We start from the raw sequence: 24,286 nt of genomic DNA, 5'->3' as shown, positions 1-24,286 counted from the left end.
ACGGAGATTTATTATTGCACTGCAACATTAAATTGCAAGTACCGATTGCTTAATACGAATAAAATGAAACACGTCAGGCTGTTGTCAAACTCATGCCGAAGTGTTAATGGAAATGCTGCGCGCCGCTTGATCGGCTGAATAAGATGTGGGGGTGGGTTTGGTCGAAGGTTTGTCGGCTTCACCCGCTTGTTGCTGCGCATAGGCGGCAATGGCCGCCGTAGTTTGACGCTTTTGCACCATTTTCACCGTGTCGAGCATTTGCTCAGTGGATACGCTATTGCTAGAGCTGGTGCTATCCGCGTTGTAAAAGTCTTTGGCGTTCTTGGCGCTTTGTGTGTAGGTATCAAACAGCTGCTGCGCTTGTTTTGAGATATACACTTGCTCGGCAACAGGTTTGAGCTGTTGCAGCGTGTCTTTTCGCTGTTCCTGTACTTGGCCCTGCAACTCACGCGCAGTGCTGATGGTGTTTACTGATTGCGTTGAACCGACATTCATCATGATTCTCCTGCCTACGTCTTCTCTCTTTATGAGTTCTGGCTTGGGCGAAGTAAACTGCATTTTTCTGCAAGACAGACTAATGGTTGAGTTTGCTACTGCGCGCTATTTTCTAGAAATAAACTCTCTATATGTATAGCCATGTAACCAATATCAATATTGGCCTATGGCAACATACCCATTAGCCGGTAATTGCAATTCGTGTGCCGCTAGCTTGCTGATGCTCTAGCTCGCGATACGCTTGCAGCCGTGCTTGATTCCGTTTGGCAGGCTCGATTTCTGCGTAAGTTAAAGGCGTTGGCAAGGCTTGCGGGTAATAGTCAAATAGCTCATCGCGCAGCGCTAAACTTTGTTCGAGTGCGGGTAAAAACGGGGTTTGCACGTCGCGGGGCTGAGTCTGCTGCAAATCTTCGCGCCACAGACCGTGGCTTTCGCTACTGCTGGTGCTGCGCGCGCCGCTGCTGGCGGGCTTGGTATTGATCTGGCTGTAACTGGGTGAGCTGATTTTAGCGATATACATGATCGTCACCCTTGTGGGGCTTTGATTAGATACAGCTATCTTAGCGCTGCGACTTTTGGTGCAAAATGAACAAGTTACGCAATCAAAAGGTAATTTTAGACGTTAAAAAAGCAGCGGTGCGCGAACACGGCTGCTTTTTATCATTGGTAATTAGCTTAAATACGGAAGCGATTAACTGCGGTTTGTAATTGTTCGGCCAAGCCAGTGAGCTGGGTCGCGGTGCTGGCCAAGTGCAGCACGGTATCGCCATTTTCTTCGGCCATTTGCGCCACTTGCTCCATGCGCGCTGCCAAATCTTGGCCGGCCAATTTTTGCTCGTTCAGCGAATGGCTAATTTGGTTGACTGCGGCCACCACTGATTCGGCATTGCCTTCGATTTCCTGCATCGCCAATGCGGCAGAATCGGAGCTCACCGTTGCATCCTTCACGCTTTGCACGCTTTGCCCCATATATTGGTTCACCGTTGCGCTACCTGTTTGGATGCGGCCTATCATCTCGCTGATTTCGTGCGCGGATTTAGTCGTGCGCTCGGCCAATTTGCGCACTTCATCGGCCACCACGGCAAAGCCACGCCCGGTTTCGCCTGCGCGCGCCGCTTCAATCGCGGCATTGAGTGCCAGCAAATTGGTCTGATCAGCCACGTCGCGAATCATCGTCGCCATTTTGCCAATTTCACCCACATCGCGCTCCAAATCGGCCATTTGTGCCGCCGATTGGCTTACGTGCTGGCCGACTGAGCTCATCTGAGACGAAGAATCTACGACAAAAGAGCCGCCCATTTGCGCAGTTTTGCCTGCGTTCTGGGCTTGATTGGCGGCGTCTTCCGCATTGTCGGCCACATGGTGGATGCTAACCGTTAATTGCTCTAGCGTTGCCGCCGCACCACTGGTGGCCGCCGATTGATTCTGCGCGCTGCTGGCGACTTCTTTGGCCGAATGTGCCAGGCCTTGCGCTGCGCGGCCTACTTCATTGGCGTTTTGCTGAATCAATTTGGCCATCTCTGCCAAGCTGGCGCGCATTTTTTCTAGTGATACCAGCAGGCGGCTCGGCTCGTCATTGCCGGTGATTGCGTCTTGTAGATTGGTGCGATCAGCTCTTAAATCGCCATCAGCAATGCGCTCAGCTTCACGCAAGGCGCGATTGAGTGGCGAGCTAATTGAATTGGCGATCAACACCGCCGCCGTTAAACCCAGCAACACTGCAATTAGACCACTGCCTATCATTAAATTGCGCACTTGCTCAAAGCTGGTATGGGTTTCGGCGGCCAGCGTGTTCATTTTGCCTTTTTGCGATTCCACCATGGTCTGCACCGCAGCCTGAAACGCTTTATAGGCTGGATCATATTGGGTTTGGATAAAGGCGGTTGCTTCAACGTCTTGATTGGTGCGAATCATCGTAAACAACTGCTCGTACTGCCCACTGATGACCGAACGCTTGGTTTCGATCTCGTTCAAAATGGCCTTACTCTCGGCGCTGGTGGCGTGGTCGTGTAGGTATTTCAAGCGGCTGCTGCTATCTGCTCGTAGCTGCATAATTTTGCTCAAGCTGTTTTCAATTGCCGCACTATCGCTATCCATAATGGCTTCGCGCAGCAGCATACCGATATCTAGTGTATTGGCGATAATGTGGTTTTGGTGTTCAATTTTTGGGTAGCGATCGGTGATCAATTGATCGGCCTTTTCGCCAGCGATGCCCAGCTCAAATAGCGTAAAACTGATCTGTAACACCATTAGGACTAGCAGGGTGCCGGTGAGGAAAAATAGCTTAGTACGGGTAGCAAAACGGGAAAGCATGGCAAAATCCTTACAACATACTTTGATACGTAGATAGGAATAATTCTCATCTGCGCGCTTGGGTAGCGCAGTATATGCAAATTGATTAAGCAGTGGTAGCAAAGTTCATTAGCATTTAATACATTTCTAATTTTTAACAAACATAGTCCGCTTTTTCGCCCATCTAGCCGCGCTTAGCCCGCCACCATTTGCGTGCTAAAATCGCCGTCTTTGCAGCGCAGACTGAATACTGGAATCACCATGACCCGCACCGAACACCTGAAGAAATTGCTCGCCGAAAAAATCATGATGCTCGACGGCGGCATGGGGACGATGATTCAGCAATACAAGCTGACCGAAGAACAATACCGCGGCGAGCGCTTTGCCGATTGGCATACCGATGTCAAAGGCAATAACGATTTGCTGGTGCTGACGCAGCCGCAAATCATTAGCGAAATCCACCAGCAATACCTCGACGCTGGCGCCGACATTATCGAAACCAACAGCTTTAACGCCACATCGATGGCGATGGCCGATTACGAAATGGAATCGCTGGTGTGGGAGATCAACCACGCCGCCGCCAAATTGGTGAAAGATTTGTGTGTGGCGCAAACGGCCAAAGACCCAAGCAAACCGCGCTTTTGTGCCGGTATTCTTGGCCCAACCAGCCGCACCGCGTCGATTTCGCCCGATGTGAACGACCCCGGCTACCGTAATGTGACGTTTGACGCGCTGGTGGAGGCTTACCTCGAATCGATCGACGGCCTCGTTAAAGGTGGTGCCGATATTCTGATGGTCGAGACGATTTTCGACACGCTGAACGCCAAAGCCGCCGTGTTCGCCATCAAGAAATACTTCGCGGATCGCCCAGAGCTGGAAGAACTGCCAGTGATGATCTCCGGCACGATTACCGATCAATCGGGCCGCACGCTCACCGGCCAGACCACCGAAGCGTTCTACAACTCGCTGCACCACGCCGACGCCGTGTCGTTCGGCCTAAACTGTGCGCTCGGCCCTGATTTGCTGCGCCCGTATGTGGAAGAAATGAGCCGTATTTCCGACACCTATGTGTCGGTACACGCCAACGCCGGTCTACCCAATCCACTGGCGCCGACTGGCTATGATTTGCTGCCGGAAGACATGGCGCCGCAAGTGCGCGAATGGGCCGAAGCCGGTTTGGTCAATATCATCGGCGGCTGTTGCGGCACGACGCCAGCGCACATCGCGGCGATTTACGCGGCGGTCAAAGATTTGCCACCGCGCAAGCTGCCAGAAATCGAGCCTAAATGTCGCCTGTCTGGCCTAGAGCCGTTCAATATCGGCGATAAAGATTTGTTTGTGAACGTCGGCGAGCGTACCAACGTCACCGGCTCGAAAGCCTTTGCCCGCCTGATTTTAAATGGCGACTACCCAGCGGCGCTGGAAGTAGCGCGCCAGCAGGTAGAAAACGGCGCGCAGGTCATCGACATTAATATGGACGAGGGCATGCTCGATGCCCACAAGGCGATGGTGACCTTCCTGAACCTGATCGCCGCCGAGCCGGATATCAGCCGCGTGCCGATCATGATCGACTCATCGAAATGGGACGTCATCGAAGCCGGCCTGAAATGCGTGCAGGGCAAGTGCATCGTGAACTCGATCTCGATGAAAGAGGGCGTGGAAGCATTCAAACACCACGCGCGTTTGCTGAAAATGTACGGCGCTGCCGTCATTGTGATGGCGTTCGACGAAGTCGGTCAGGCCGACACCTACGCGCGTAAAGTCGAGATTTGCGAAAAATCGTACCGCATCCTCGTCGATGAAATCGGCTACAACCCGGCCGATATTATTTTCGACCCGAATATTTTCGCTGTGGCCACCGGTATTGAAGAGCATGCGCGTTACGGCCTCGACTTTATCGAAGCCACCGGCTGGATTAAGCAAAACCTGCCGCACGCCAAAATCAGCGGCGGCGTGTCGAACGTCTCGTTCTCTTTCCGTGGCAATAACAAGGTGCGCGAAGCGATCCACGCCGTGTTCCTATATCACGCGATTCAGCGCGGCATGACGATGGGGATTGTGAATGCTGGCGCACTGGAAAACTACGACGAAGTGCCGCACGAATTGCGCAACGCCATCGAACGCGTCGTGTTGATGGACGGTGCCGACCCAATGGCGGACACCGACGCGCTGATCGCGCTGGCCGAATCATTCCGTGGCGATGCGGCGCAAAAATCGGGTGAAGACCTGTCGTGGCGCACGCTGCCGCTGCAAGGCCGCATTACGCATTCGCTGGTGAAGGGCATTACCACCTACATCACCGAAGACACCGAAGAAGCCCGCCAGTCGGTCGAGCGCCCGATCCATGTGATCGAAGGCCACCTCATGAACGGCATGAACGTGGTTGGCGACTTGTTTGGCGCCGGCAAGATGTTCCTGCCGCAGGTGGTGAAATCCGCGCGCGTGATGAAAGCCGCCGTAGCGCACCTCGAGCCATTTATCGAAGCCGAAAAAATCGCCATGGGTCTGGCCGACGCGCCGGCCAAGGGCAAGATCATTATGGCGACGGTGAAGGGCGACGTGCACGACATCGGTAAAAACATCGTCGGCGTCGTGCTGCGCTGTAATAACTATCAGGTGTTTGACCTCGGCGTGATGGTGCCGTGCCAAACGATTCTGGATAAAGCCAAAGAAGTCGGTGCCGACATCATTGGCCTCTCCGGCCTGATTACCCCATCGCTGGAAGAAATGGCGCACGTCGCCAAAGAAATGCAGCGCCAGGGTTTTGATATCCCGCTGCTGATCGGCGGTGCTACGACGTCGAAAGTGCACACCGCGGTGAAAATCGAGCCGCACTACCAAAACGGCCAAGTGATTTACGTGGCCGACGCCAGCCGCGCCGTGGGCGTGTGCTCGAACTTGCTGTCGGACGACTTGAAAGCGCCATTCATTGCCGACGTCAAAGCCGAATACGCCAAAGCACGTGAGCTGTTTGAAAACAAAGATCGCACCAAGCTGATCAGCATTGATGAAGCGCGCGAATTTAAATTCAAACAAGATTGGGCGACGTATACGCCGAAAGCGCCTGCCTTTACTGGTGTGCGTGAATATACCCAATATGATTTAAACGAGCTGGTGCCTTATATCGACTGGACGCCGTTCTTCCAAAGCTGGGAGCTGTATGGCCGCTATCCAGCGATTTTGAACGACGAAGTCGTCGGCGAAGCCGCGCGCCCGTTGTTTGAAGACGCGCAAAAAATGCTCAAGCAAATCGTCGACGAGAAATGGCTCTCCGCCGCCGGCGTGATCGGCTTCTTCCCCGCCAATGCGGTCAACCACGACGACATCGAAATCCGCGACCCAGCCACCGGCGAAACCGCCATGCTGTGGCACAACCTGCGCCAGCAATTGCCGAAGGCCAAAACCGACGAGCGCAATGCGGCCGATGTGAAGCCCAACTGGTGTCTGGCCGACTTTGTCGCGCCGAAAGAAACCGGTATCACCGATTACATCGGCGCCTTTGCCGTCACCGCCGGCATCGGCATTGATGAGCACGTCAAACGCTTTGAAGACGCCAACGACGACTACAGTGCCATCTTGCTCAAATCACTGGCCGACCGTCTGGCCGAAGCCTTCGCCGAGCACATGCACTACCGCGTGCGCACCGAGCTTTGGGGCTACGCCGCGGGCGAATCGCTAAGCAACGACGAATTGGTCGACGAAAAATACGTCGGCATCCGTCCCGCCCCCGGCTACCCAGCCTGCCCGGATCACACCAGCAAGGTGGAGCTATTCAAACTGCTGAACGCGCCAAACATCGGCATGACGCTAACCGAAGGCTACGCGATGCTGCCCACCGCAGCAGTCAGCGGCTTCTACCTCGCGCACCCAGAGTCACGCTATTTTGGCGTGGGCAAGATCACCAAAGATCAGGTGGAGGATTATGCCCTGCGGCGTGGGGTATCGGTCGCTCAGGCGGAAAGAGATTTGGCGCCGAACTTGGGGTATGTGGCGTGATGCCTTGTTGGATGATGGTTGGGTAGTGATACCCATGTAAAAGGCCCCGCGGATGCGGGGCTTGATTCAATTGAAATTGTCGAGTTAACAAGAATTCTAAGAAATTAAAGTGCTAGCTTTTATATGCGATTATTTGAGACTAGGTTCCAGTAATGTGCGCCTAAAACAGTTAGTTTGCACGATTTAGAATTCATCGCAGCGTAGTACATGTGGTCTTCACCAACCGGAGTAACCAAGTTTATTCGGTTGAATTTTTGGAGAATGGCGAATTTTTCAGTGTTTTGGTCGTTTGGTTCATCTGAGTCTGGTTCAAAACTTGGATCCAGTTGGAGCTCAATGCCTGGGTCTTCAAATAGATCGACGATTTTCTTTAAATCTGAAAGCTGAATTGGAGGTTGTACCTTCCTTAATGTCGTAAAATTTTTTACATTTGTTTTAAATATTGGTCGTTGTTCCCATGGCCCTAAAGACTGATCAATATGTGCGTAAATACTTCCGGGCGTAATATCCCCGACCAAATTTGCAGAACCGCCACTTAAGGCATCAACTAGCAAATTAGTGAATACGCCAGAGCCATTTTTTTCTTGCGCATATTGTGTAGCACTTGATGCCGTTAAAATTGTTACTCCTTCAGCAAGCAGTGCGTAGTTTCCTGCCGCACTAGGGCTCCCTGCGATGCCAGAGTGACAGCTATCCAGAATTATTACCTTACTCTTTGCTGGAGAACTATTTGCTATGGTCAAGAGTTCATCTAGCGGAAGACCATCATCCCCATCTTCACACTCTGAGGTGATTAAGTAGCCGCCAGTGCTTTCAATATACCCATGACCTGCAAAGTAGAATAAAGCAATATCGCTGTCATCTTTAAATAGCTCGGTTATCTGGTTTTTTAACTCTTTGCGAGTTATTTTATTGATTTCGTTAGTGGCGGTTATCAATTTTATCCCGAAATTGACCGAGCCATCCCCATGCCTTTCTAGAATGCTTTTAACCGAATAGGCATCGTTGACGCAGCCAAATAGGTTAGATATTGAGTCGTAGTAATCTATGCCTATAATTAAAGCTTTGCGCATTAACCCAGCTCCTTGATTGCATCAACTATTGACTTTCCTTGCCATTTTACGATTTTGTGAGCCGCATTTTTGACTACGCTTGAAGTTCTTTCGGCCGCCCATGGCTCAATAGCAATTATTGATTTATTGAAACGCTGAGCAATTTCAATTTCTTTATTGATCCAGTTGCTATAGGTTGCATATACCCCTGCCAAGATCAAAATGCAGCTTGTTCCTTTCATTTTTGCTTCAATTGCGGCATAGAGCTCTTCATCGGTTCCATTGGTATGAATTGGATCACTCTTACGAACTGAGTGATCATAAAATGACAGACCTTGTTCTTTAATTAATTCAATGACCCTTTGGTAGTTCTTGTCGTAGCTCCATGAGTGGCTAATAAAGAGACGATATGTTTTTTCCATGTAATTTTTCCTTTTGAAATATTTTTGATGCGGTATTGGTAATAAATGAAAATAGGTCCTGGTTTTAAAATTTATCTTGATGGGCGAATTTCATACAGGTTGTTTTTGTTAGCCTTGTAGGGCGGGTTGGTTTTATCAACCCGCGCTGAACTGCCGCCTGTACAACCACTCTCTTTTTGACCGTTCAACATCTCAATACTTGATTGGCGGGTTACGCCTTCGGCTAACCCGCCCTACGCTTAAATTTTCTTTTTTGGGGTTTGCGTATGTCGTGTTATCGGCGTTCGAATGTGGCGGGTGCTTCGTATTTCTTTACAGCCTTGTAGGGCGGGTTGGTTTTATCAACCCGCGCTGAGCTGCCGCCTGTGCAACTACTCCCTTTTTGACCGTTCAACATCTCCATACTGATTGGCGGGTTACGCCTTCGGCTAACCCGCCCTACGCTTAAATCTTCTTTTTTGGGGTTTGCGTATGTCGTGTTATCGGCGCTCGAATGTGGCGGGGGCTTCGTATTTCTTTACCGTGGTGACTGAGCGACGGCAACGGATTTTGACCGATGATGTGTTTCGCGCGGCTTTGCGCGAGGCAATTCATCACGTACGGCGTGAGCGTCCATTTCAGATTGAGGCTTGGGTGTTGTTGCCTGATCATTTGCATACCATCTGGACTTTGCCGGTGGGCGATGCCGATTTTGCGACGCGCTGGCGCTTGATCAAGTCGGCGGTCACGCGCTCGGTGGGCAAACTGTATTTCCGCCCCGAATGGCAAACGCGGCGCCGCACACATAAGCGCTGTGGCACGATCTGGCAACATCGGTATTGGGAGCACTTGCTTCAGGATGACGATGATTTCCGCCACCATGTGGATTGCATCCATCTCAATCCAGTCAAGCATCACTTGGTCGAGCGTGCTAGCGATTGGCCTTATTCAACGTTTCACAGGCTGGTCGCGCAAGGCGTTTATCCGGCGGATTGGGCTGGTGTTTTGCGCGCTTAACTTCTGGGTTAAGCGGGATTGGCGGCTGTGCGCCGCGGGGTTGGGTGCGCGTGCCGCCGCGCTGACGGGAAGGGGTATTTGCTTCGCCAAATACCCCTTCACCCCAAAGGCGACCCCTCATCAAGTTTTGCTACGCAAAATGCCCTTGCTGCGGACAGTCGAGGCGGCGGCTGCGCGACTTGGCCTGCGGCCTTCGAACAGTGCTCGCCGAAACCCCGCCCCGCCTGTTTACCCCAAGGGTACAGCCTGCGCTAAGGCAACTAGTTGCCAAGCTACGGCATGCCTCGCTCGGCTTGATGACAGGGGAAACCGCGCAGCTCTACGATTTTTGTATATACATGCCGTGGTGTTGCTCTGAACATTATTCAGGGATTGGCTTTGGTGGATATACCCGTAGAGTCGGCTTTAGCCGACCTTTTTGGGTGTGTCTGGTCGGCTAAAGCCGACCTTACAACGGCTGCTGATTAGCACGGATTGCCCGTGGAGACGCGCCGTTTGAAAAAGTTACGGCGAGGTTTTAAGCCGCGATCTGTTTGAGCTTCGCGACGTTAGCGCGAAGCGAGTTGTAGCGGCGCCTCGCCGTGGCTTTTTCAAGCGGGGTTTCGCGGCGATCGGGCGCGTTAGGGTGATCAGGGGCAAGGCAAGACTGCCCCTGATTCGTCTGGCGGGCGAAACCGCCGGTTCACCGGCTGCGCAGCAGGCCAATACCACGCAGGCAAACCCGCGCCAAAACTTCGGTCTAGCCGCCTCAAAACCTGATTGTGAACTAACGTACCTATTTAGCACTGCGTCAGTTTGCTTTACAAAAAATAACCTTGTCAGCTTTGCGCCGTGGGAATAATGGATTTATTCGTTTGCCATTGGTGGATCAAGATGAAACTCACTCTCTGTATTGCGCTGTTTGCGCTGTGTAGCAGCGCATCCGCTGCGATGTATAAATGCCAGCAAAATGGCGCTACCACTTTTCAAGATCAGCCGTGCAATAAGGGCGCGCAGCAAAGTAGCTTGGGGCTGAAAACGGCCAGCACGGCGGGTTTTAATCCGAATGAAGTGCAGCAAAGGCCCACGCCACCTACTGAGGCGCTGTATCAGCAATTGATCGGCGTGTGGTGCGAAGACCCTGCGCGTTCTTATGAAGTGATGGGCGCCATGATGAGTAAGCTCAGTGGTAAGCCGCAGCCGAGTTATCAGCAAATGCTGCAAGAGCTCAAGCAAAAAGACCCCGCTGGCTACGCCGAGGCGATGAATACGCCACCGAGGATGGTGGTTGATGTGCTGCCCAAGCATCAGGCGATTGCAGGCAGCGGTGGCAAAATCGTGGATGTGGTGCTGAGTAATGAAGGTTTTGTGATTGGCAGCGAAGGCTTAACGATTTACCGCCACGGTCAGCACTTTTACCGCGGCAGCCACGAGTATTATCGTATCCCGTTGATGCGTTGCATTACGAAGTGAGCCATGTGACTGCCTAGCGTAGCAAAGCGCCGCCAAAGCCCCTGAATTCGAGTTATTGGTGTCCTTGCTTATACCCGATAGAGTATCGTAATAAAGCTCTTTATTTAATTAGCTTGCATGGCGATACCCATCTGAAGGATTGAGGATGGGTGGCCCGTGGCGAAGCTTGGGGCAAGTAAAAATACTTTCCCGATTGTGCGGCACAATTCCTACCCAAAATCGCGGCGTCGCCGCATTAATTTTGGCGGTAATAATCAGGTTTTGCTCGGTGTAATAGTGCACATGGTCTGCCAAAACGCTGTGATAAATTGATTTGGCATTTTATGCGACAAACATAAACCCAAAAATAATCTATCCAAGACCTTGATTTCACTGAGATGCATTGATGAAAACCGCTAAAAAAATATCCCTGCTGGTGTTATTACTCGGCGCTTTGCTGATGGGCGCTGTTCACCATATGCGCGAGGCCGTACTCGATACGCCGCTGGCGTATTTTGGCGCGAGCCAAAGTACCAAAATCAAAGCGAAATACGTTTTATCCGAAACCGAATTGGCGCAAATTAAAGCCTTTGCCGCGGATAAAAACGATAATTTTGCGAAATACATGCAAATCGCCAATGGCATTAAGCTGCGCGAGATTATTCAGGGTAGCTAAATGATGCCCAAGGCGGCACGGGCGTAATCGTTTATACATGGCCGAGTCTTGGCGAGTTGGCTGGGTATGTGCCAGTGATTGAGCCGTATATGAATCTGCCAATTGATACCCCGCCAAGCGAGTTGCGAACACAAATCTGGATTGCGCTGCAAAACTAAACGCGCCATCGCTGGCTTTGGCGCTATCGCCACTGAATGCAATTAGAAAGGGTATTGCCTCATAGTCTTTTCTAAATAAGCCCTTCATGGCAATACCCTTGCCGTCTTGCTGCGTGTTAGTCCTGCCCGTGGAGTGCGCGGCGGCTGGCTGCGCTGCGGCGATCTTGCGCGAGACGGAAATAACTAATCGATTCTTGCAAGCTGCTGGCTTGGGCATTCACCGTTTCGGCTGTAGCAGCGAGCTCCTCGCTGCTGCTGGCATTTTGCTGCGTCGCGTCGTTCAGTTGTTGAATCGCACTATTGATTTGATTGATCCCCGCCGATTGTTCTCGGGAGGTGGTGGAGATTTTTTGCACCAGCGCTGCAGTTTGCGTGCTGGAGTTTACAATCTCGCACAGCAAAGTACTGGCGTTATTAGACAAAGTAACGCTTTGTTTGGCTAAAGTCATAATTTCTTGCGCCGCTAGCTGGCTGCTCTCGGCCAATTTACGCACTTCGGAGGCAACCACCGCAAAGCCGCGGCCATGCTCCCCCGCGCGGGCCGCTTCAATCGCGGCATTGAGTGCCAGCAAATTGGTTTTGTATGCGATGTCGTCGATGATGCTGATTTTATCGGCAATCAGCCGCATGGCTTGTGCGGTCTCCGCCGCTGATTGCCCGCCTTGGCTGGCTTCATGCATCGCTTTGCTGGCGATGGCTTCGGTAGCTTGGGCGTTGACATTATTCTGGTTGATCGAGGCGCTGATTTGCTCGATTGAGGCACTGGTTTCTTCGACACTGGCGGCGGATTCACTGGCGGAGATCGAGAGCGCCGCCGAGGTACTAGAGAGCTGATTGGCGGCGACCGAGAGCTGATCGGTGTTGAGTTTCACCTCCAGAATAATCGTGCGCAACCGTTCAATCATCTGGCTAATTGCATAGGCCATGCTGCTACGGTCATTGGGCTGGAGCTGAATTTGTACCTCTAGATCGCCCTCTGACAGCTGATTCATGGCATGGGCCACATAGTTGGGCTCGCCGCCCAGTTGGCGCAGTATTCGGCGGCCGCCCCAAGCTAACAGCAGCAGTAAAATTGCGGCAGCAATCAAACCACTGAAAATGGCCAATTGGCTACTGGCTTTGATTTGCGCTTCTAAGGCTTGGTCTTGTTTGCTCACCAAATCGCTTACGTGTTTTTGCAAACTGTTCGCGAGCTCTTCCATCGCCTTACTCATGGGCCGATCAATGCCGCGTACGGCTTGATCGACCAGTTTGCCGGCGTTGGGGTTGGTGGGGTCAAAATTTTTCAAGGCTTTAAGATATTCATCATGCAGATGTTGATGCTCTTTGAGTACTTGATCCACTGGGGCGGTATCTAATTTCAAGCCCAGAAAATGCCGCCGTACTTCTGTTAGCTCCATTTGCACGGTGGAGTGTTCTTTTTCAAACGCGGCGAGGTGTTTTTTAAAGGCATCGGTGGCGTTACCGCGCAGCAGGATGTTTTTCCACTCCTGAACCTGGGTTTTAAAGTCGGTATTGGTCATTTGAAAATCGCTGGTTACCGAGGCGATTTGTAGTGCTTGTTGGGTATTGGCCTTGGCTTGGGCGTCGATTTTCCGCACATTTACGTAACCGCGCCAGCCCATAAATACAATCACCAAGCTACAAAGTATGCCAAATAAAAAAAATTTTGCCCTGAGGCTGTCATACCAAGTGCTCATGATGGTTTCCTTGCCGTTATGGTGAGCTGATGCGATTTTTTTGTTATAGCAGGAAGATGCCGCTGCGCTAATGTGCGTTTAGTGTGGCGTGGCGGGGCTATTGGCGGTCAGCGCCCAACTGGGCGTGCTGTTTTGAAATAGCCGCCAAAAGCTGCCATTGCGGAGCAAGAGATTGAATTGCCGCCGTAGTTCTTGCCGCGTGGCCGGGTCGAGGCGGCGATAGGATAAATACGCCCCAGATTGGATGGGTGGGATTTGCGTTAGGGCGACCATGGATAACTCGCTTTCCAGCCCTGCTTCTTTTACTTCACTGGCCATATTTTGCGGCACCATCAAGGTGGCATCGAGTCGCTGGACTTGGAGTTTGCGCACCAGCGTTTTGGCGTCCACCACTTCTTCTAGCATCCCGGCGTTTTTCAGTTGCGTGAGCAAGGCGTGGTAGCTGGGGCCATAGTCAAAACCGCGCACCACATTCACGCGTAATTTGCCGCTATTGAGTAAGGCGATGGGGTCGCCCTGCAGCCGTTTGGGGTAAATCAGTTGCACTTGGGCGTTGAGTAAATGCACAAATTCAGCGGCTTGGTCTCGTTCGGTGGTGCGCACCACCGGCACCAGCATATCAATGGTTTCACCATCTTGGAGCCATTTTAAGGTGCGCACTCGCGGGGCAATTTGATAGCTAAAGCGGCATGGGCTATTGGCGGCGATGAGCTTTAGCAAATCGGGGTACATCCCACCGACTTGATTGTCGGCGCTGACGGTCATATTGCTGCCAAGTGGACTAGCGCCAATTTGGATGGTTTGCGTGCAGGCCGTTTCATTCGCTAGTGTGGGTAGGCTTAGGCAGCAGCACAAAGCAAAGCACAATCGAAAGCGCATTCTGGTGCACCTAAGGGCTTGGATTGATCAGCTTTGAGCGTAGCCCAACAGCCACAGACTGCAATCAAAAAGCCCCACCGCAGCAAGCTGGGTGGGGTTCAGTGTTAGGTCTAGTTATTTGACCTTTATGGGTATATCTCACTAGGCTAGTATTGATAATGTCTTGATGGCTATACCTATTGGTTAGATTTGCGTGAAGCCGCCATCGACATCCAATTCGATGCCATTGATATAGCTGGCCGCACGCGAGGCGAGGAAGGTGACGGCGGCCGCAATTTCCGCCGGTGCCGCCATGCGTGCGGCGGGAACGGCTTCTTTGACAAATTCGCCCAAGCCAGCGATTTGCTCCTCGCTCAGCCCTAAGCCACCGGCTTGAATTGCGGTTAGCGTCACGCCGGGGCTGATGGCATTCACGCGAATTGCGCGCGGTTTTAAATCTGCCGCCCAAGTCCGCGCAAACGAGCGCACCGCCGCTTTCGATGCGTTATACAGCGCCAGGCCGGGCATGCCTTTGTGCGAGGCCACCGAGGCATTCAGCACAATGCTCGCGCCGTCGTTCAGTTGCTCAAGTAAGCTTTGGACGGTGAAAAACACGCCTTTAACGTTGGTATCAAAAATTCGTGCGTATTCGGCCTCGCTGGTTTGGCCCGTGACGTTGTAATGCGCGACGCCGGCATTGACGAACAGCACATCAAGGCGATCGCCTTGCGCGGCGATGATGCTGCGCATTTTTTCTAAATCAGCCAGCTGGCTGGAGTCAGCTTGAATCGGATAGGCACGCTCGCCCAATTGCGCGGCAGCTTGTTGCAAGCGCGCGGCGTCGCGGCCGGTGATATAGACGCGGTGTGCGCCTTGTTCGAGCAAGGCTTGCGCGCTGGCCAAGCCTATGCCTGAGGAAGCGCCTGTGACGAGTGCGATTTGGCCGGAGAAAGTAGTAGGGTGGGACATGTGCAGTAATCCAGTGAGTTGTTAGACGCTGTCAGTATCGCGCTAGCAGTTTGCTGAAACAATCCGCATAATGTTATTTAGCTTAATGAATAAAATTCACTAATGGCCGTCGATCATAACCTCAATGACTTGTATGCTTTTGCCTGCGTGGCGCGTTTACGTAGCTTTCGCAAGGCGGCACAGCATTTGCAATTAACACCTTCGGCGCTCAGTCACACCATGTCGCGCCTCGAAGAACAACTGGGGGTGCGGCTATTGCAGCGCAGTACCCGTAGCGTGAGTGCAACCGAAGCGGGCGAGCAATTATTGGCCGAGCTTTCCCCTGCCTTGGCGCAAATTGGCGCGGCGCTGGATGGGCTCAATACGCGGCGCAGCAAGTCGGTGGGGCGCTTGCGGCTGAATATTCCGCGCGCCGCTAGTCGCTTGCTGATCGCACCGCGGCTGGCGCAATGGTTGGCGACTTATCCCGAGATTCAGTTGGAAATTGTCGCCAGTGATGCCTTGGTCGATATAGTGGCCGAAGGATTTGACGCTGGGGTGCGGTTTGGTGAGCAATTGGCGCAAGACATGGTGGCGGTGGCGGTGGGCGAGCCAGTCGAGTTTGCCATGGCCGCCTCGCCCAGCTATTTGGCGCAACATGGTATGCCAGCGAATGCGGCAGCATTATTGCAGCACCAATGTTTGCAAATTCGCTTCCCCAGTGGTAGTCATTGCCCGTGGGAGTTGCAGCAAGATGGCCGCAAATTGCTGCTCAATACCCGTGGTAGAGTGGTGATGGACGATTTTGATCTGCTGCTTGAAGCCGCTGTTGCGGGGGCTGGAGTGTGCTATCACTACCGCGATTGGCTGGCGCCGCGCGTGGCCGCCGGGCAATTGCAGTGGGTGTTGCCCGAATGCAATCCGCCGCGCGAATTTTTCCAGCTGTATTACCCACAGCAGCGGCATGTCTCGGCTCCGCTGCGTGCATGGGTAGATTTTTTTCGTGCGACGACGCGCTAGGGCCTTAGGCTGGGCGCGGTAAACCGGCTAGGCCTTCGGCTACATGCCAGACGTTGTCGTAGCCTTGTTGTCGCAAATAGCTCAGTAATTGGCCACTGCGGCGACCGCTGCGGCAAGCTAATAATACGCTGCGCTCGCGGGGCCAAGCGGGTAGCCACTGGGCTAGTTGGCTTAATGGCTGCTGTACCCCATCAATACCATCGAGGCTTGGGCAAATGCCGCTGGCGGCTTGCTCCCAGGGCTCGCGAATATCAATAAATAATGGCTTGTTGTTCTCGCTGCGCCATTGGGCTAGTTCGGCGGCGCTGATGGCGTAGGTATCGGATAGTTGCTGATCTTCGTCTGGGAGATCAACTTGCTCCAACGCCGCCATTGCACTGGCTTGCTCGTGCAAGATTTCACCACAATGCAGCAGACGCGTTACGGCCGCATCGACGTCGTCGGCGCTGCTCCATGGCGAAATAGATAAACGAATGGCGCTAGATGCGCGTTCTTCACCCAGACCCATTGCCATTAAAACGTGGCTGGGTTTGGCATTCTTGCTGGAGCAGGCCGAGCCCGCACTGAGGCGCAAACCGAGCGCGTCAAAGACTTCAAGCAAGCGCTTGCTGGGGACGCCGGGTACGGAAAAATTTATCGTGGTGGGCAAACAATGTTGCGCCGGGCTATTAAAAATCGCAGTTGGAAAAGCCGTTTGCACTGCCGCACGTAAACGTGCATTGGCTTGTGTCAGCGCCTTGCCATCGCCCAAATCACCATTTAGTAGTGCTTCGCAAACCGCGCCCAAGGCGGCAATGCCGGGCAGGTTTTCGGTACCACAACGCGCATTACCTTCTTGCCCGCCACCTGCCAGTAAGCGGGTAAATGGCGCACCATCGCGCACATATAAAATTCCTGTTCCTTTAGGCGCATGCAGTTTATGCCCCGATAGCGGCACATAATCAGCACCGAGCTGTTGCCAATTGAGCTGTAATTTACCAAAAGCCTGTACGCCGTCGATTAACCACAACGGGCGCTGCACCTGTTGATCGAGTAGTGCTTTGATTGCGGCCAAATTCGTAATAACACCGGTTTCATTATTGGCAGCCATTGTGCAAACCAGTGTGGTGCCGGGTAAATGCGCGGCCAGCCACGCTAAATCATGCTGCCCTTGCGTATCCACAGGGATCGCCAGTAACTCAAGCTGCAAGCCCAATAAATTCCCCCAGTGCGCCAATGCTTCGGGGACGGCTTTATGTTCCGTTGCACCATACAGCACTCGCACCTGAGTGCCAGCGGTTTGGCTATGCAGCGCCGACAGCACTGCGGTTTGTATGCCTTCAGTGGCGCCAGAGTTAAAAATGAGCTGCGAGGCGGGCACTTGTAACACCTTCGCGGCTGCTGAACGGGCTCGTTCTAACTCTTGCCGTGCCCGAATGCCTGCGCCATGTGGGCTGCCGGGATTGCCGAAGTTATCCACCAAGGTGCGTTGCATGGCGACTAATGCGGCTGGCAGTAGTGAGGTAGTGGCGTTGGCATCTAAATATATTTCATCGCAGGCGAGGGTATAGGGCATAGGGCTCTCCGCAGCTGGTTCAAGTGGTCGTTTGATTATCCCGTGCAATAGGTTTAGCAACAATAGTTGCACGGAAAATGAGTGAGACGATAAGCGGAACAACTGAGCAAAGTGCTTGTATCCGTTCAGTTTCTAGCAATACTGAAAATAATCCGCGCTAAATAGGAGACTCCCATGCTCGGTAAGCATATTTTCATGCTGGCGCTCAAACCGAGTGTTCGGGCTTTGCAGCATTTTGCGCTAGTTTTGCCGTTCACATTGAGCATTCCACTTTGTATGGCCGAGGATTTGCGCGCTTATACTGAACGTTTTCCGCCGTTTAATTATCAGCAAGACGATGGCGAGCCAACTGGCCTTGCCTATGAAGTGATGATGCTGACGGCCGCGAAGGCCAAATTGAAAATCAACACCGAATTTTTACCGTGGCCGCGCGCCGTCAAATTAAATGCTGAAGACGCTAACAGCATTTTGTTTACCACGGTCAGAACCCCGCCGCGCGAGACCAGTTACATGTGGGTGGGGCCGTTTGATCCATGTGATATTTCGTTGCTGAAGTTAAATCGCCGCAACGATATTCAGCTCAAGCAAATTTCTGATGCTTTTCGTTTCAATATCGGTTTGCCGGCTTTTGGCGCCGATATTGAAACGCTAACGCGGCTGGGCTTTCCTGCCGAACGGCTGCAAAAAATCCCACCATCGGGCAATTTGGCCAAAATGCTGTTTGCCCAACGCTTTGATATGATTTCTGGGATTCAACTGAGCTACGCGTACGAGGCCAGAATGCTGGGTTTTTCTGGCTCCGAGATTACCCCTGCAATTCAATTAAAACCGGGTCTGGGCTGCTATTTTGCATTTAATCCCAAGGTCGACCCTAATCTCTATCAGCGCTTTTCTCGGGCTTTTCAGGAGTTAGTGCAAGATGGCAGCATACAAAAGCTAAAGGCCAAATATTTGCAGTAATTGGCCTTTAGCTAATACCTGCTTGGGTATATTTTCTTGGGATTTATCTAGATTTGCGTTGGCAGGTATACCCTGCAATTACTTCGCGCACAACGGTTGAAATGGAGTTTTGCTCGCTGGCTGTGTCATTTTGTAATTGCCTTTCAAATCGCGCCATACAATCGTGTGCCAAACCTCGCCATTATCGAGCTGGAAGGTGATCGCATAATTGGTGCCCGAAACAACTTGGGTGCGTACTTCAATGATTTTATCGAGTTTGGCACTGGTATTCATTTGCGCCAATACCGTGGCCAAAGCTTGCTGAGCTTCAGGGCTGACGGTTTCTTGTAGCTGATACGAGCCAGGCATATTTGTTGGCATACATTGCTCCGCTGGGCGTGGGTTTTGGCTGCAAGCAATTAGTGTGGCTGCACTGCAGATAATCGCGATAGTTTTTAACATAGGCCGGCCCCTCAAGTTTGAAAGTTTTCGTATGGGTTTATAGAAATTATACAGACAGCATTGATTTGGTTCGATGAAAAATTCACACCATCACTGCTCAGCATGGGCAAATCTGCGCGCTTGCTGGATGGGTTTAATGATTGGGATCGAATTGGCGGCATGCATCACGGTAGCCCGCTTCGATCCGCGCGGTGATGGTGCGCGGCGAGAAATCCAGCGTGGTGCTTTGCTCTTCAGGCATTTGGTTGGTGATGACCGTGGGTTTGAGCAACATGCGCAGCCGAGCAATATCTTTAAACCCATCCATCTCGCGGATGGGCGAATTGGCTGGCAAGGCAATATCTAGCTCGCGATACAACTGCGCCAAGCCATTGTAATCGGCCATGCGTTCCATATCGCCGAGCACTTTATTGGAGAAAATAATCTCCAGCATCCGATCTTGTGTTTGCATTAAATTGCGCGGTACTTGGCCTTTGAGCGGGAATAAATTCACGATGACAAAATGCGCGTCGCTCTGCGGCGGCAGGCCATTAATCATGGCGCCCAGCGGCGCATTATCAAACAGGCCGCCATCCCAATAATGTTTGCCTTCGATCTCAACCGGCGGAAACATCGGCGGAATCGATAGCGAGGCGATCACATGCTCCTTCGTGATGCGCTGGCCGTTGCGATTGCTAAAGGTGGCGATTTCACCGCTTTCGATTTGCACTGCCGATAGCTGTACGATGGTGTCGGAGTCGTTGAGCTTATCAAAATCAACCAGCTCGCTAATCAACTCGCGCAATGGGTCGGCGCTGTAAACGGAAGTCCACTGGCTGGCGTTCCATACATCGGTGCGCAAGGCCGACATATGTGGGTTGCCCAGCAGCGATAAATTTTGCTCCACAATTTGTGGCGCAAACGGAATATTCGGTACGGTGAGCTTGCGCCACAGGGTTTCTAGTGCAGGCAGTGGGTCGGCCTGCTTGCTTCCAACTAGCACTGCGGTATTGACTGCACCTATCGATACCCCGGCTACCATCTTAACGGGAAGCATTGCTAGCTCATGCATACGGCGCAATACCCCTAGCTCATACGCGCCGAGTGCGCCGCCACCTTGCAAAAGTAAAGCGATCTGTTTCATCTGCGCCGCCCTGTTTGCTGAGATCTGTATTCTGATCAGCATAGAACAGCGCGGCTGCTAGTGTGGATCTTATGCCGGCATACAGTCTTGCGGCTTGGCTTGCGTGCTAGCCTGATGACTCGAACACAGCGCAGCGAGGGCTTTCATGCCGATCAGTTTGAAGCCTTCTTGCTGAATCACCGCGCCAAATGCTGCGCTGCCAAACAAGCGGCGATCCGCGACGCGGGTAGGCCAATCGGCGGCGATGGCACGTAGCTCGGGCGTGTCGTTGGCCGGATGGCCGATCAAACAGTAAACCCCAGGCGCGGTGAAGTAATATTTCAGCACGTGCGAGGCCCAGCCCAATCGCTCTTCGTCGCTGAGATATTGCCCAAATGGCAAGCAGGCCCAAGCATCGATCGGCTGGATTTGCGCCGCAGCGGTATTAATTTGCGCGCTCGTGCGCTGGCACAGTTCCAGTGGCATATGGCTTTCGTTGGCCAAAGTTTGCGCGTCGTGATAATGCGGTACTAAGACTGGCAGCTGCGTTTGCTCGCTCAGGGTCAGCACGTGTTGAAATAAATCGGGGTGTAGCGCGGTCATCATATGCGTATCAAGGTGGCTCAGTGCTAGCCCCAAACTTTGTGCGCGCTGCATTTGGGCGGCTAATTCCTGATAGGCCAATTCAAAATTGGCATTTTGATAGGTATCGCTCGCTAGTGGATGTAAATAGCCACTTTGATCGTATAACCCAGATGGGGTATTGGTGCCTGTCAGCGGCCCCCAGCGATAATGATCGCGCCATTCGCAATTAAGCGTTAGATGCAGCCCCATATCAGCGCTCTCGCCAGCCTCACGCGCGGCCTCAACCGCAGCAGGAAACCACGGACACGGCGCCATCGCCGAGGCCGACGTCATATTGCTCACGCCGTGCAACTCGCGCCAAGCGCTCACGGTGGCTTCGCACATGCCGATATCGTCGGCGTGTACGATTAAAACGCGATCGGATGCTGCAAAGCCCAAGCGTTGTTGCAAAGTCATGGCGATTCCTGCGCGGTGAAATAGAGGTGCATTATTATGGCATGCAGCAAGGGCAGGATTTTGATTTAAATAGACTTTGTTGCGGCGCTTGCTCAGCGCTGGGGCGCCGGAGTGCCTATTGGCCCCAGAGCTTAAGCGCCGCTTCTAAGGCTTCAGTTTGAATCGGTTTCACTAAGAAATCGTTCATGCCCGCCTCAAAGCAATGTTGTTTATCCTCAGTTAAGGCATTGGCGGTTAAAGCAATAATGGGAATATTGGCATCGCGTACTGGTTGCAGGCTTTGCCGGATGCAGCGCGTAGCTTCCAAGCCATCCATTTCTGGCATTTGCAAATCCATAAACACAACATCGAAATCGCGTTCGCATAAAAGATCGACCGCTTTTTGTCCGTTTTCCGCTGTGAGCACCTTGCAGCCTAGTTTTTCGAGTAGCTTGACCGCCACAATCCGGTTCACAGGATTATCTTCGACCAGTAGCACTCGATAAGCCGTGCTTTCTTGTTCGTGCAAGGTGTGTCGGGTAATCAGCTGATTGTCACCAACCCCGCGTAGCACCAGTTCCAGAATAGGAAAAAGCTCGTCGCCATTAATTGGTTTGGTCAGATAGCCCACGCAGCCAGCTTGCCGCGCACGGCTACCGTCACCCCGAACGCCCATCGCCGTGAGCAAAATCAGCTTGGCTTCATGCAGGCTGGCATCGGCGTGGACGGTGGCGGCAAAATGCAAGCCGTCCATCCCGGGTAAATGCATATCAACTAACACCAAGGAATAAGGCTTGCCTTGCTGCTGTGCGGCATGCAATTGTTGCAAGGCTTGTTCGCCGCTCTCGGCCTCATTGACCTCTCCAGCCCAATTTTCGAGCAGGTGATGCAATATGCTGCGTTGGTTTTCAATGCCATCGACAATCAGCACTTTTTGTATTGCGGCGACAGTGCATAGGGCGTTGTCAGTACGCTCGATTTGTGGCGGGATTTGCATTTTTACGGTAAATGAAAACGTCGAGCCGACCTCTGCTTGACTGTGCACCGTAATTTCACCGCCCATCAGCGATACAATTTGACGGCAAATCGCTAGCCCTAAGCCGGTTCCGCCAAAACGGCGTGAGGTACTTTCATCGACTTGGCTAAAACTGCTGAATAGGCGATGCAATTTATCGCTAGGAATGCCAATTCCCGTATCCTGAATGCAAAACTGCAAAATGCAGGTGTCTTCCGATTGCGAAATCAGCCTAGCCTCGACGCTGACTTCCCCTTGCTCGGTAAATTTAATGGCATTGCCGACCAGATTAATGAGTACTTGTCGCAAACGGCCCGGATCGCCGCGCAATTGTTGGGGTACGTCGCCGGAAATCGAGCAATGGTAGCGCAGGCCTTTTTCTTTTAGCCGTTGCGACATCATGGCCGAGAAGTCGTGCATTAAGCGTGCTAAATCAAAATCCAGCGATTCTAGCTCAAGCCTGCCCGCCTCAATTTTTGAAAAATCCAAAATATCATTAATCACGCCAAGGAGCACATCGCCGCTGTATTGAATCGTTTGGGCGTACTCGCGTTGTGTGGGCGACAAATCTGAATCGAGCAGCAGGGAGGCCATGCCAAGTACGCCATTCATTGGCGTGCGAATTTCATGGCTCATATTGGCCAAAAATAAGCTTTTCGCTTGATTCGCTGCTTCCGCTTCTTGTTTGGCGCGAATTAATTGCTGCTGCGCCAATTTTTGTTCGGTGACATCAGTTGCGATGCCGTACCAAATCGTGTCGCCCTCAGGGGTGCGCTCGGGTTTTGCATGACCTTCGATCCAGACGGTTCCCTTGGTCGGGTGTTTAACCCGATACGCGGTATCCCAGTGTGTTAAGTCATTTAGGGCGCGCATATAGCTATTCACAACGACTTGCATATCATCGGGGTGAACCAAGGCGAGGACTTTGGACGCATCGTTCGCCACATCTTCGGGCTTAAGCCCATAAATGCCTTCAATGCCAGCGCTGGCGTACAAGTATGCGCTACTGCCGTCTCGGTTCATCCGGGTTTGAAAAATCAACCCTGGTACTTCATCGCCAATTTTCTGAAAGCGTTCGATCAGCTCATTGCGTTCTTTATTGTTTTTTTGATGCTCCAGTGTGCTGCCCACCCAGCGTGCCAACAGGCGGATAAATTCAAAGTCCACCGCGTCAAAATTGTAGGCCCGCGCTTCGCGTGCGCAAAAAGCCAAAATCCCAAAACGTTTGCCGGCCACCCAAACCGGGATCGCTAAATAGCTTTCCATTCCTGACGCTGCGGCATCGGGCGCGTGGGCGAGAGGCGCATCGTTCAGATTGCGGATGGCTACCACATCGTTTTGCTGCAGGGTGAAATCATAGTAGCGTTGTGCAAGCCGCACGCCATCATCGCTGAGCGGGTCAGGGCTGCATAAAGCTAGAACGTGATGCTGCTGGTCGACTAATTGTGTAATGCAACCAAACTGCAGGCCTAAAAAACCTCCGGCCAGCTCCAAGCCCGCGACGATCCGCGCGTGTTCATCATGCGGTGATAATTCGTTGATGCGATTCAAAGTGCGCAAGGCCGCTTGCTGTTTGTCGTGGGCATTATCGATCGCGCGTCGCATTTGCGTGCGATGGTTAAAAACGATCAATTGGGCAATCGTTTGTAGCAAGGCCTGAAATTCAACAGGGGGTATCGCTCTGCTTTCTTCGTCATTCTTGGCAAGTACTGCAATACCCTTGAGTTTGTTCTGAAACTGCAAAGGGATAATTTCTAACTTGCCGATGTCGGCGCTGGGCGCAAAAATGGCCGGTACAAACCAAGTGTTGCCTGCCTCTGCGGGAACGGGCAAGGCTAGAGTTTGAGATTGCTTGAGTGTTTGCCATGGCTCGCTGTCGAGCTTGAAATGGCTGTTGTTCTTGTCGGTGCCCGCATGCGCCAAAATATGAAATTCGGCCGTTCGGCTTTGATCTAGCTCGGCAATGAGCCCACTGCGACTCTGGCTTAGGGCCAGCAGGTCATCCAAAACTTGCGCCCACACGGCATCGTTAAGCGTATCGCTTAAAAATGCCGCTTGCGCCCTGAGTAGGGCTGGGAGCAATCGCTGTGTCATGGATAAGCAAACCAAGGATCAAAAAAGCTATTTCAGAGTAGTGGATGATGGGAGG

Annotated in this window: 19 protein-coding genes; 6 read left to right on the top strand and 13 right to left on the bottom strand. The window is 52.5% G+C overall.

The genetic code is table 11. The annotated features are described in order from the left end of the window. Positions 1-90 precede the first annotated feature (90 nt). From NT239_09070 to NT239_09060, 3 genes are all read right to left on the bottom strand, one after another. Complete coding sequence (locus tag NT239_09070) at positions 91-498, bottom strand: hypothetical protein (protein XGA69950.1); 408 nt, start codon at positions 496-498, stop codon at positions 91-93. Between the two features lie 178 nt (positions 499-676). Next, positions 677-1,015: a hypothetical protein gene (locus NT239_09065; protein XGA69949.1), complete on the bottom strand. Its 339-nt coding sequence runs from the start codon at positions 1,013-1,015 to the stop codon at positions 677-679. 155 nt (positions 1,016-1,170) lie between these two features. Beyond that, positions 1,171-2,808, bottom strand: a complete 1,638-nt coding sequence (locus tag NT239_09060; GenBank protein XGA69948.1) for a methyl-accepting chemotaxis protein — start codon at positions 2,806-2,808, stop codon at positions 1,171-1,173. Positions 2,809-3,048: 240 nt separating this feature from the next. Here NT239_09060 and metH point away from each other — a divergent pair, with 240 nt between their 5' ends. Then, positions 3,049-6,783 (top strand): methionine synthase, encoded by a 3,735-nt coding sequence (metH, locus tag NT239_09055; protein XGA69947.1) that lies wholly within the window; start codon positions 3,049-3,051, stop codon positions 6,781-6,783. Positions 6,784-6,902: 119 nt separating this feature from the next. Here the strand turns inward: metH and NT239_09050 are convergent, their stop codons facing one another. After that, a complete protein-coding gene (locus tag NT239_09050) occupies positions 6,903-7,856 on the bottom strand; it encodes a caspase family protein (GenBank protein XGA69946.1) in 954 nt (317 codons plus the stop codon). Next, positions 7,856-8,257, bottom strand: coding sequence for a TIR domain-containing protein (locus NT239_09045; protein XGA69945.1), 402 nt, complete (start codon positions 8,255-8,257; stop codon positions 7,856-7,858). The genes NT239_09050 and NT239_09045 overlap by 1 nt, the downstream gene beginning before the upstream one ends. A gap of 471 nt (positions 8,258-8,728) precedes the next feature. Here NT239_09045 and NT239_09040 point away from each other — a divergent pair, with 471 nt between their 5' ends. The 3 genes from NT239_09040 to NT239_09030 all read left to right on the top strand — a co-directional run bounded on the left by NT239_09040 (position 8,729) and on the right by NT239_09030 (position 11,360). Then, complete coding sequence (locus tag NT239_09040) at positions 8,729-9,253, top strand: transposase (protein ID XGA69944.1); 525 nt, start codon at positions 8,729-8,731, stop codon at positions 9,251-9,253. Between the two features lie 873 nt (positions 9,254-10,126). After that, the gene (locus NT239_09035; GenBank protein ID XGA69943.1) at positions 10,127-10,705 is read left to right on the top strand and encodes a DUF4124 domain-containing protein; all 579 of its coding nucleotides are present in this window, start codon (positions 10,127-10,129) and stop codon (positions 10,703-10,705) included. A gap of 385 nt (positions 10,706-11,090) precedes the next feature. Beyond that, the gene (locus NT239_09030) at positions 11,091-11,360 is read left to right on the top strand and encodes a hypothetical protein (GenBank protein ID XGA69942.1); all 270 of its coding nucleotides are present in this window, start codon (positions 11,091-11,093) and stop codon (positions 11,358-11,360) included. A 274-nt stretch (positions 11,361-11,634) separates the two neighbouring features. On the opposite strand, the gene NT239_09025 is transcribed toward NT239_09030, so the two are convergent. From NT239_09025 to NT239_09015, 3 genes are all read right to left on the bottom strand, one after another. Beyond that, a complete protein-coding gene (locus tag NT239_09025) occupies positions 11,635-13,218 on the bottom strand; it encodes a methyl-accepting chemotaxis protein (protein ID XGA69941.1) in 1,584 nt (527 codons plus the stop codon). Positions 13,219-13,296: 78 nt separating this feature from the next. After that, positions 13,297-14,097, bottom strand: coding sequence for a transporter substrate-binding domain-containing protein (locus NT239_09020; protein ID XGA69940.1), 801 nt, complete (start codon positions 14,095-14,097; stop codon positions 13,297-13,299). Between the two features lie 183 nt (positions 14,098-14,280). Continuing rightward, complete coding sequence (locus tag NT239_09015; protein ID XGA69939.1) at positions 14,281-15,045, bottom strand: SDR family oxidoreductase; 765 nt, start codon at positions 15,043-15,045, stop codon at positions 14,281-14,283. A gap of 102 nt (positions 15,046-15,147) precedes the next feature. Between NT239_09015 and NT239_09010 the strand changes: the two genes are divergently transcribed. After that, positions 15,148-16,044, top strand: coding sequence for a LysR family transcriptional regulator (locus NT239_09010; GenBank protein XGA69938.1), 897 nt, complete (start codon positions 15,148-15,150; stop codon positions 16,042-16,044). Between the two features lie 4 nt (positions 16,045-16,048). Here NT239_09010 and NT239_09005 read toward each other — a convergent pair whose 3' ends face one another. Beyond that, on the bottom strand, positions 16,049-17,599 hold the full coding sequence (locus NT239_09005) for an aminotransferase class V-fold PLP-dependent enzyme (protein ID XGA69937.1): 1,551 nt from the start codon (positions 17,597-17,599) through the stop codon (positions 16,049-16,051). Between the two features lie 174 nt (positions 17,600-17,773). Between NT239_09005 and NT239_09000 the strand changes: the two genes are divergently transcribed. Continuing rightward, a complete protein-coding gene (locus NT239_09000; protein XGA69936.1) occupies positions 17,774-18,559 on the top strand; it encodes a transporter substrate-binding domain-containing protein in 786 nt (261 codons plus the stop codon). Positions 18,560-18,637: 78 nt separating this feature from the next. Here NT239_09000 and NT239_08995 read toward each other — a convergent pair whose 3' ends face one another. The 4 genes from NT239_08995 to NT239_08980 all read right to left on the bottom strand — a co-directional run bounded on the left by NT239_08995 (position 18,638) and on the right by NT239_08980 (position 24,231). Continuing rightward, entirely contained in the window at positions 18,638-19,000 is a 363-nt protein-coding gene (locus tag NT239_08995; protein ID XGA69935.1) for a cystatin domain-containing protein, read from the bottom strand. 133 nt (positions 19,001-19,133) lie between these two features. Beyond that, entirely contained in the window at positions 19,134-20,123 is a 990-nt protein-coding gene (locus NT239_08990; GenBank protein XGA69934.1) for a patatin-like phospholipase family protein, read from the bottom strand. A gap of 69 nt (positions 20,124-20,192) precedes the next feature. Continuing rightward, positions 20,193-21,143 carry a ChbG/HpnK family deacetylase gene (locus NT239_08985; protein ID XGA69933.1) on the bottom strand — a complete coding sequence of 317 codons (951 nt, stop codon included), beginning with the start codon at positions 21,141-21,143 and terminating at the stop codon, positions 20,193-20,195. A 115-nt stretch (positions 21,144-21,258) separates the two neighbouring features. Further along, positions 21,259-24,231, bottom strand: a complete 2,973-nt coding sequence (locus NT239_08980) for a response regulator (GenBank protein ID XGA69932.1) — start codon at positions 24,229-24,231, stop codon at positions 21,259-21,261. Between the last annotated feature and the right edge of the window lie 55 nt (positions 24,232-24,286).

The sequence above is a fragment of the Chitinibacter sp. SCUT-21 genome, assembly GCA_041874755.1.
Lineage (GTDB): Bacteria > Pseudomonadota > Gammaproteobacteria > Burkholderiales > Chitinibacteraceae > Chitinibacter.
The sequence above is the reverse complement of the archived record's forward strand: the minus strand, read 5'-3'. Positions and strand labels throughout refer to the sequence as shown.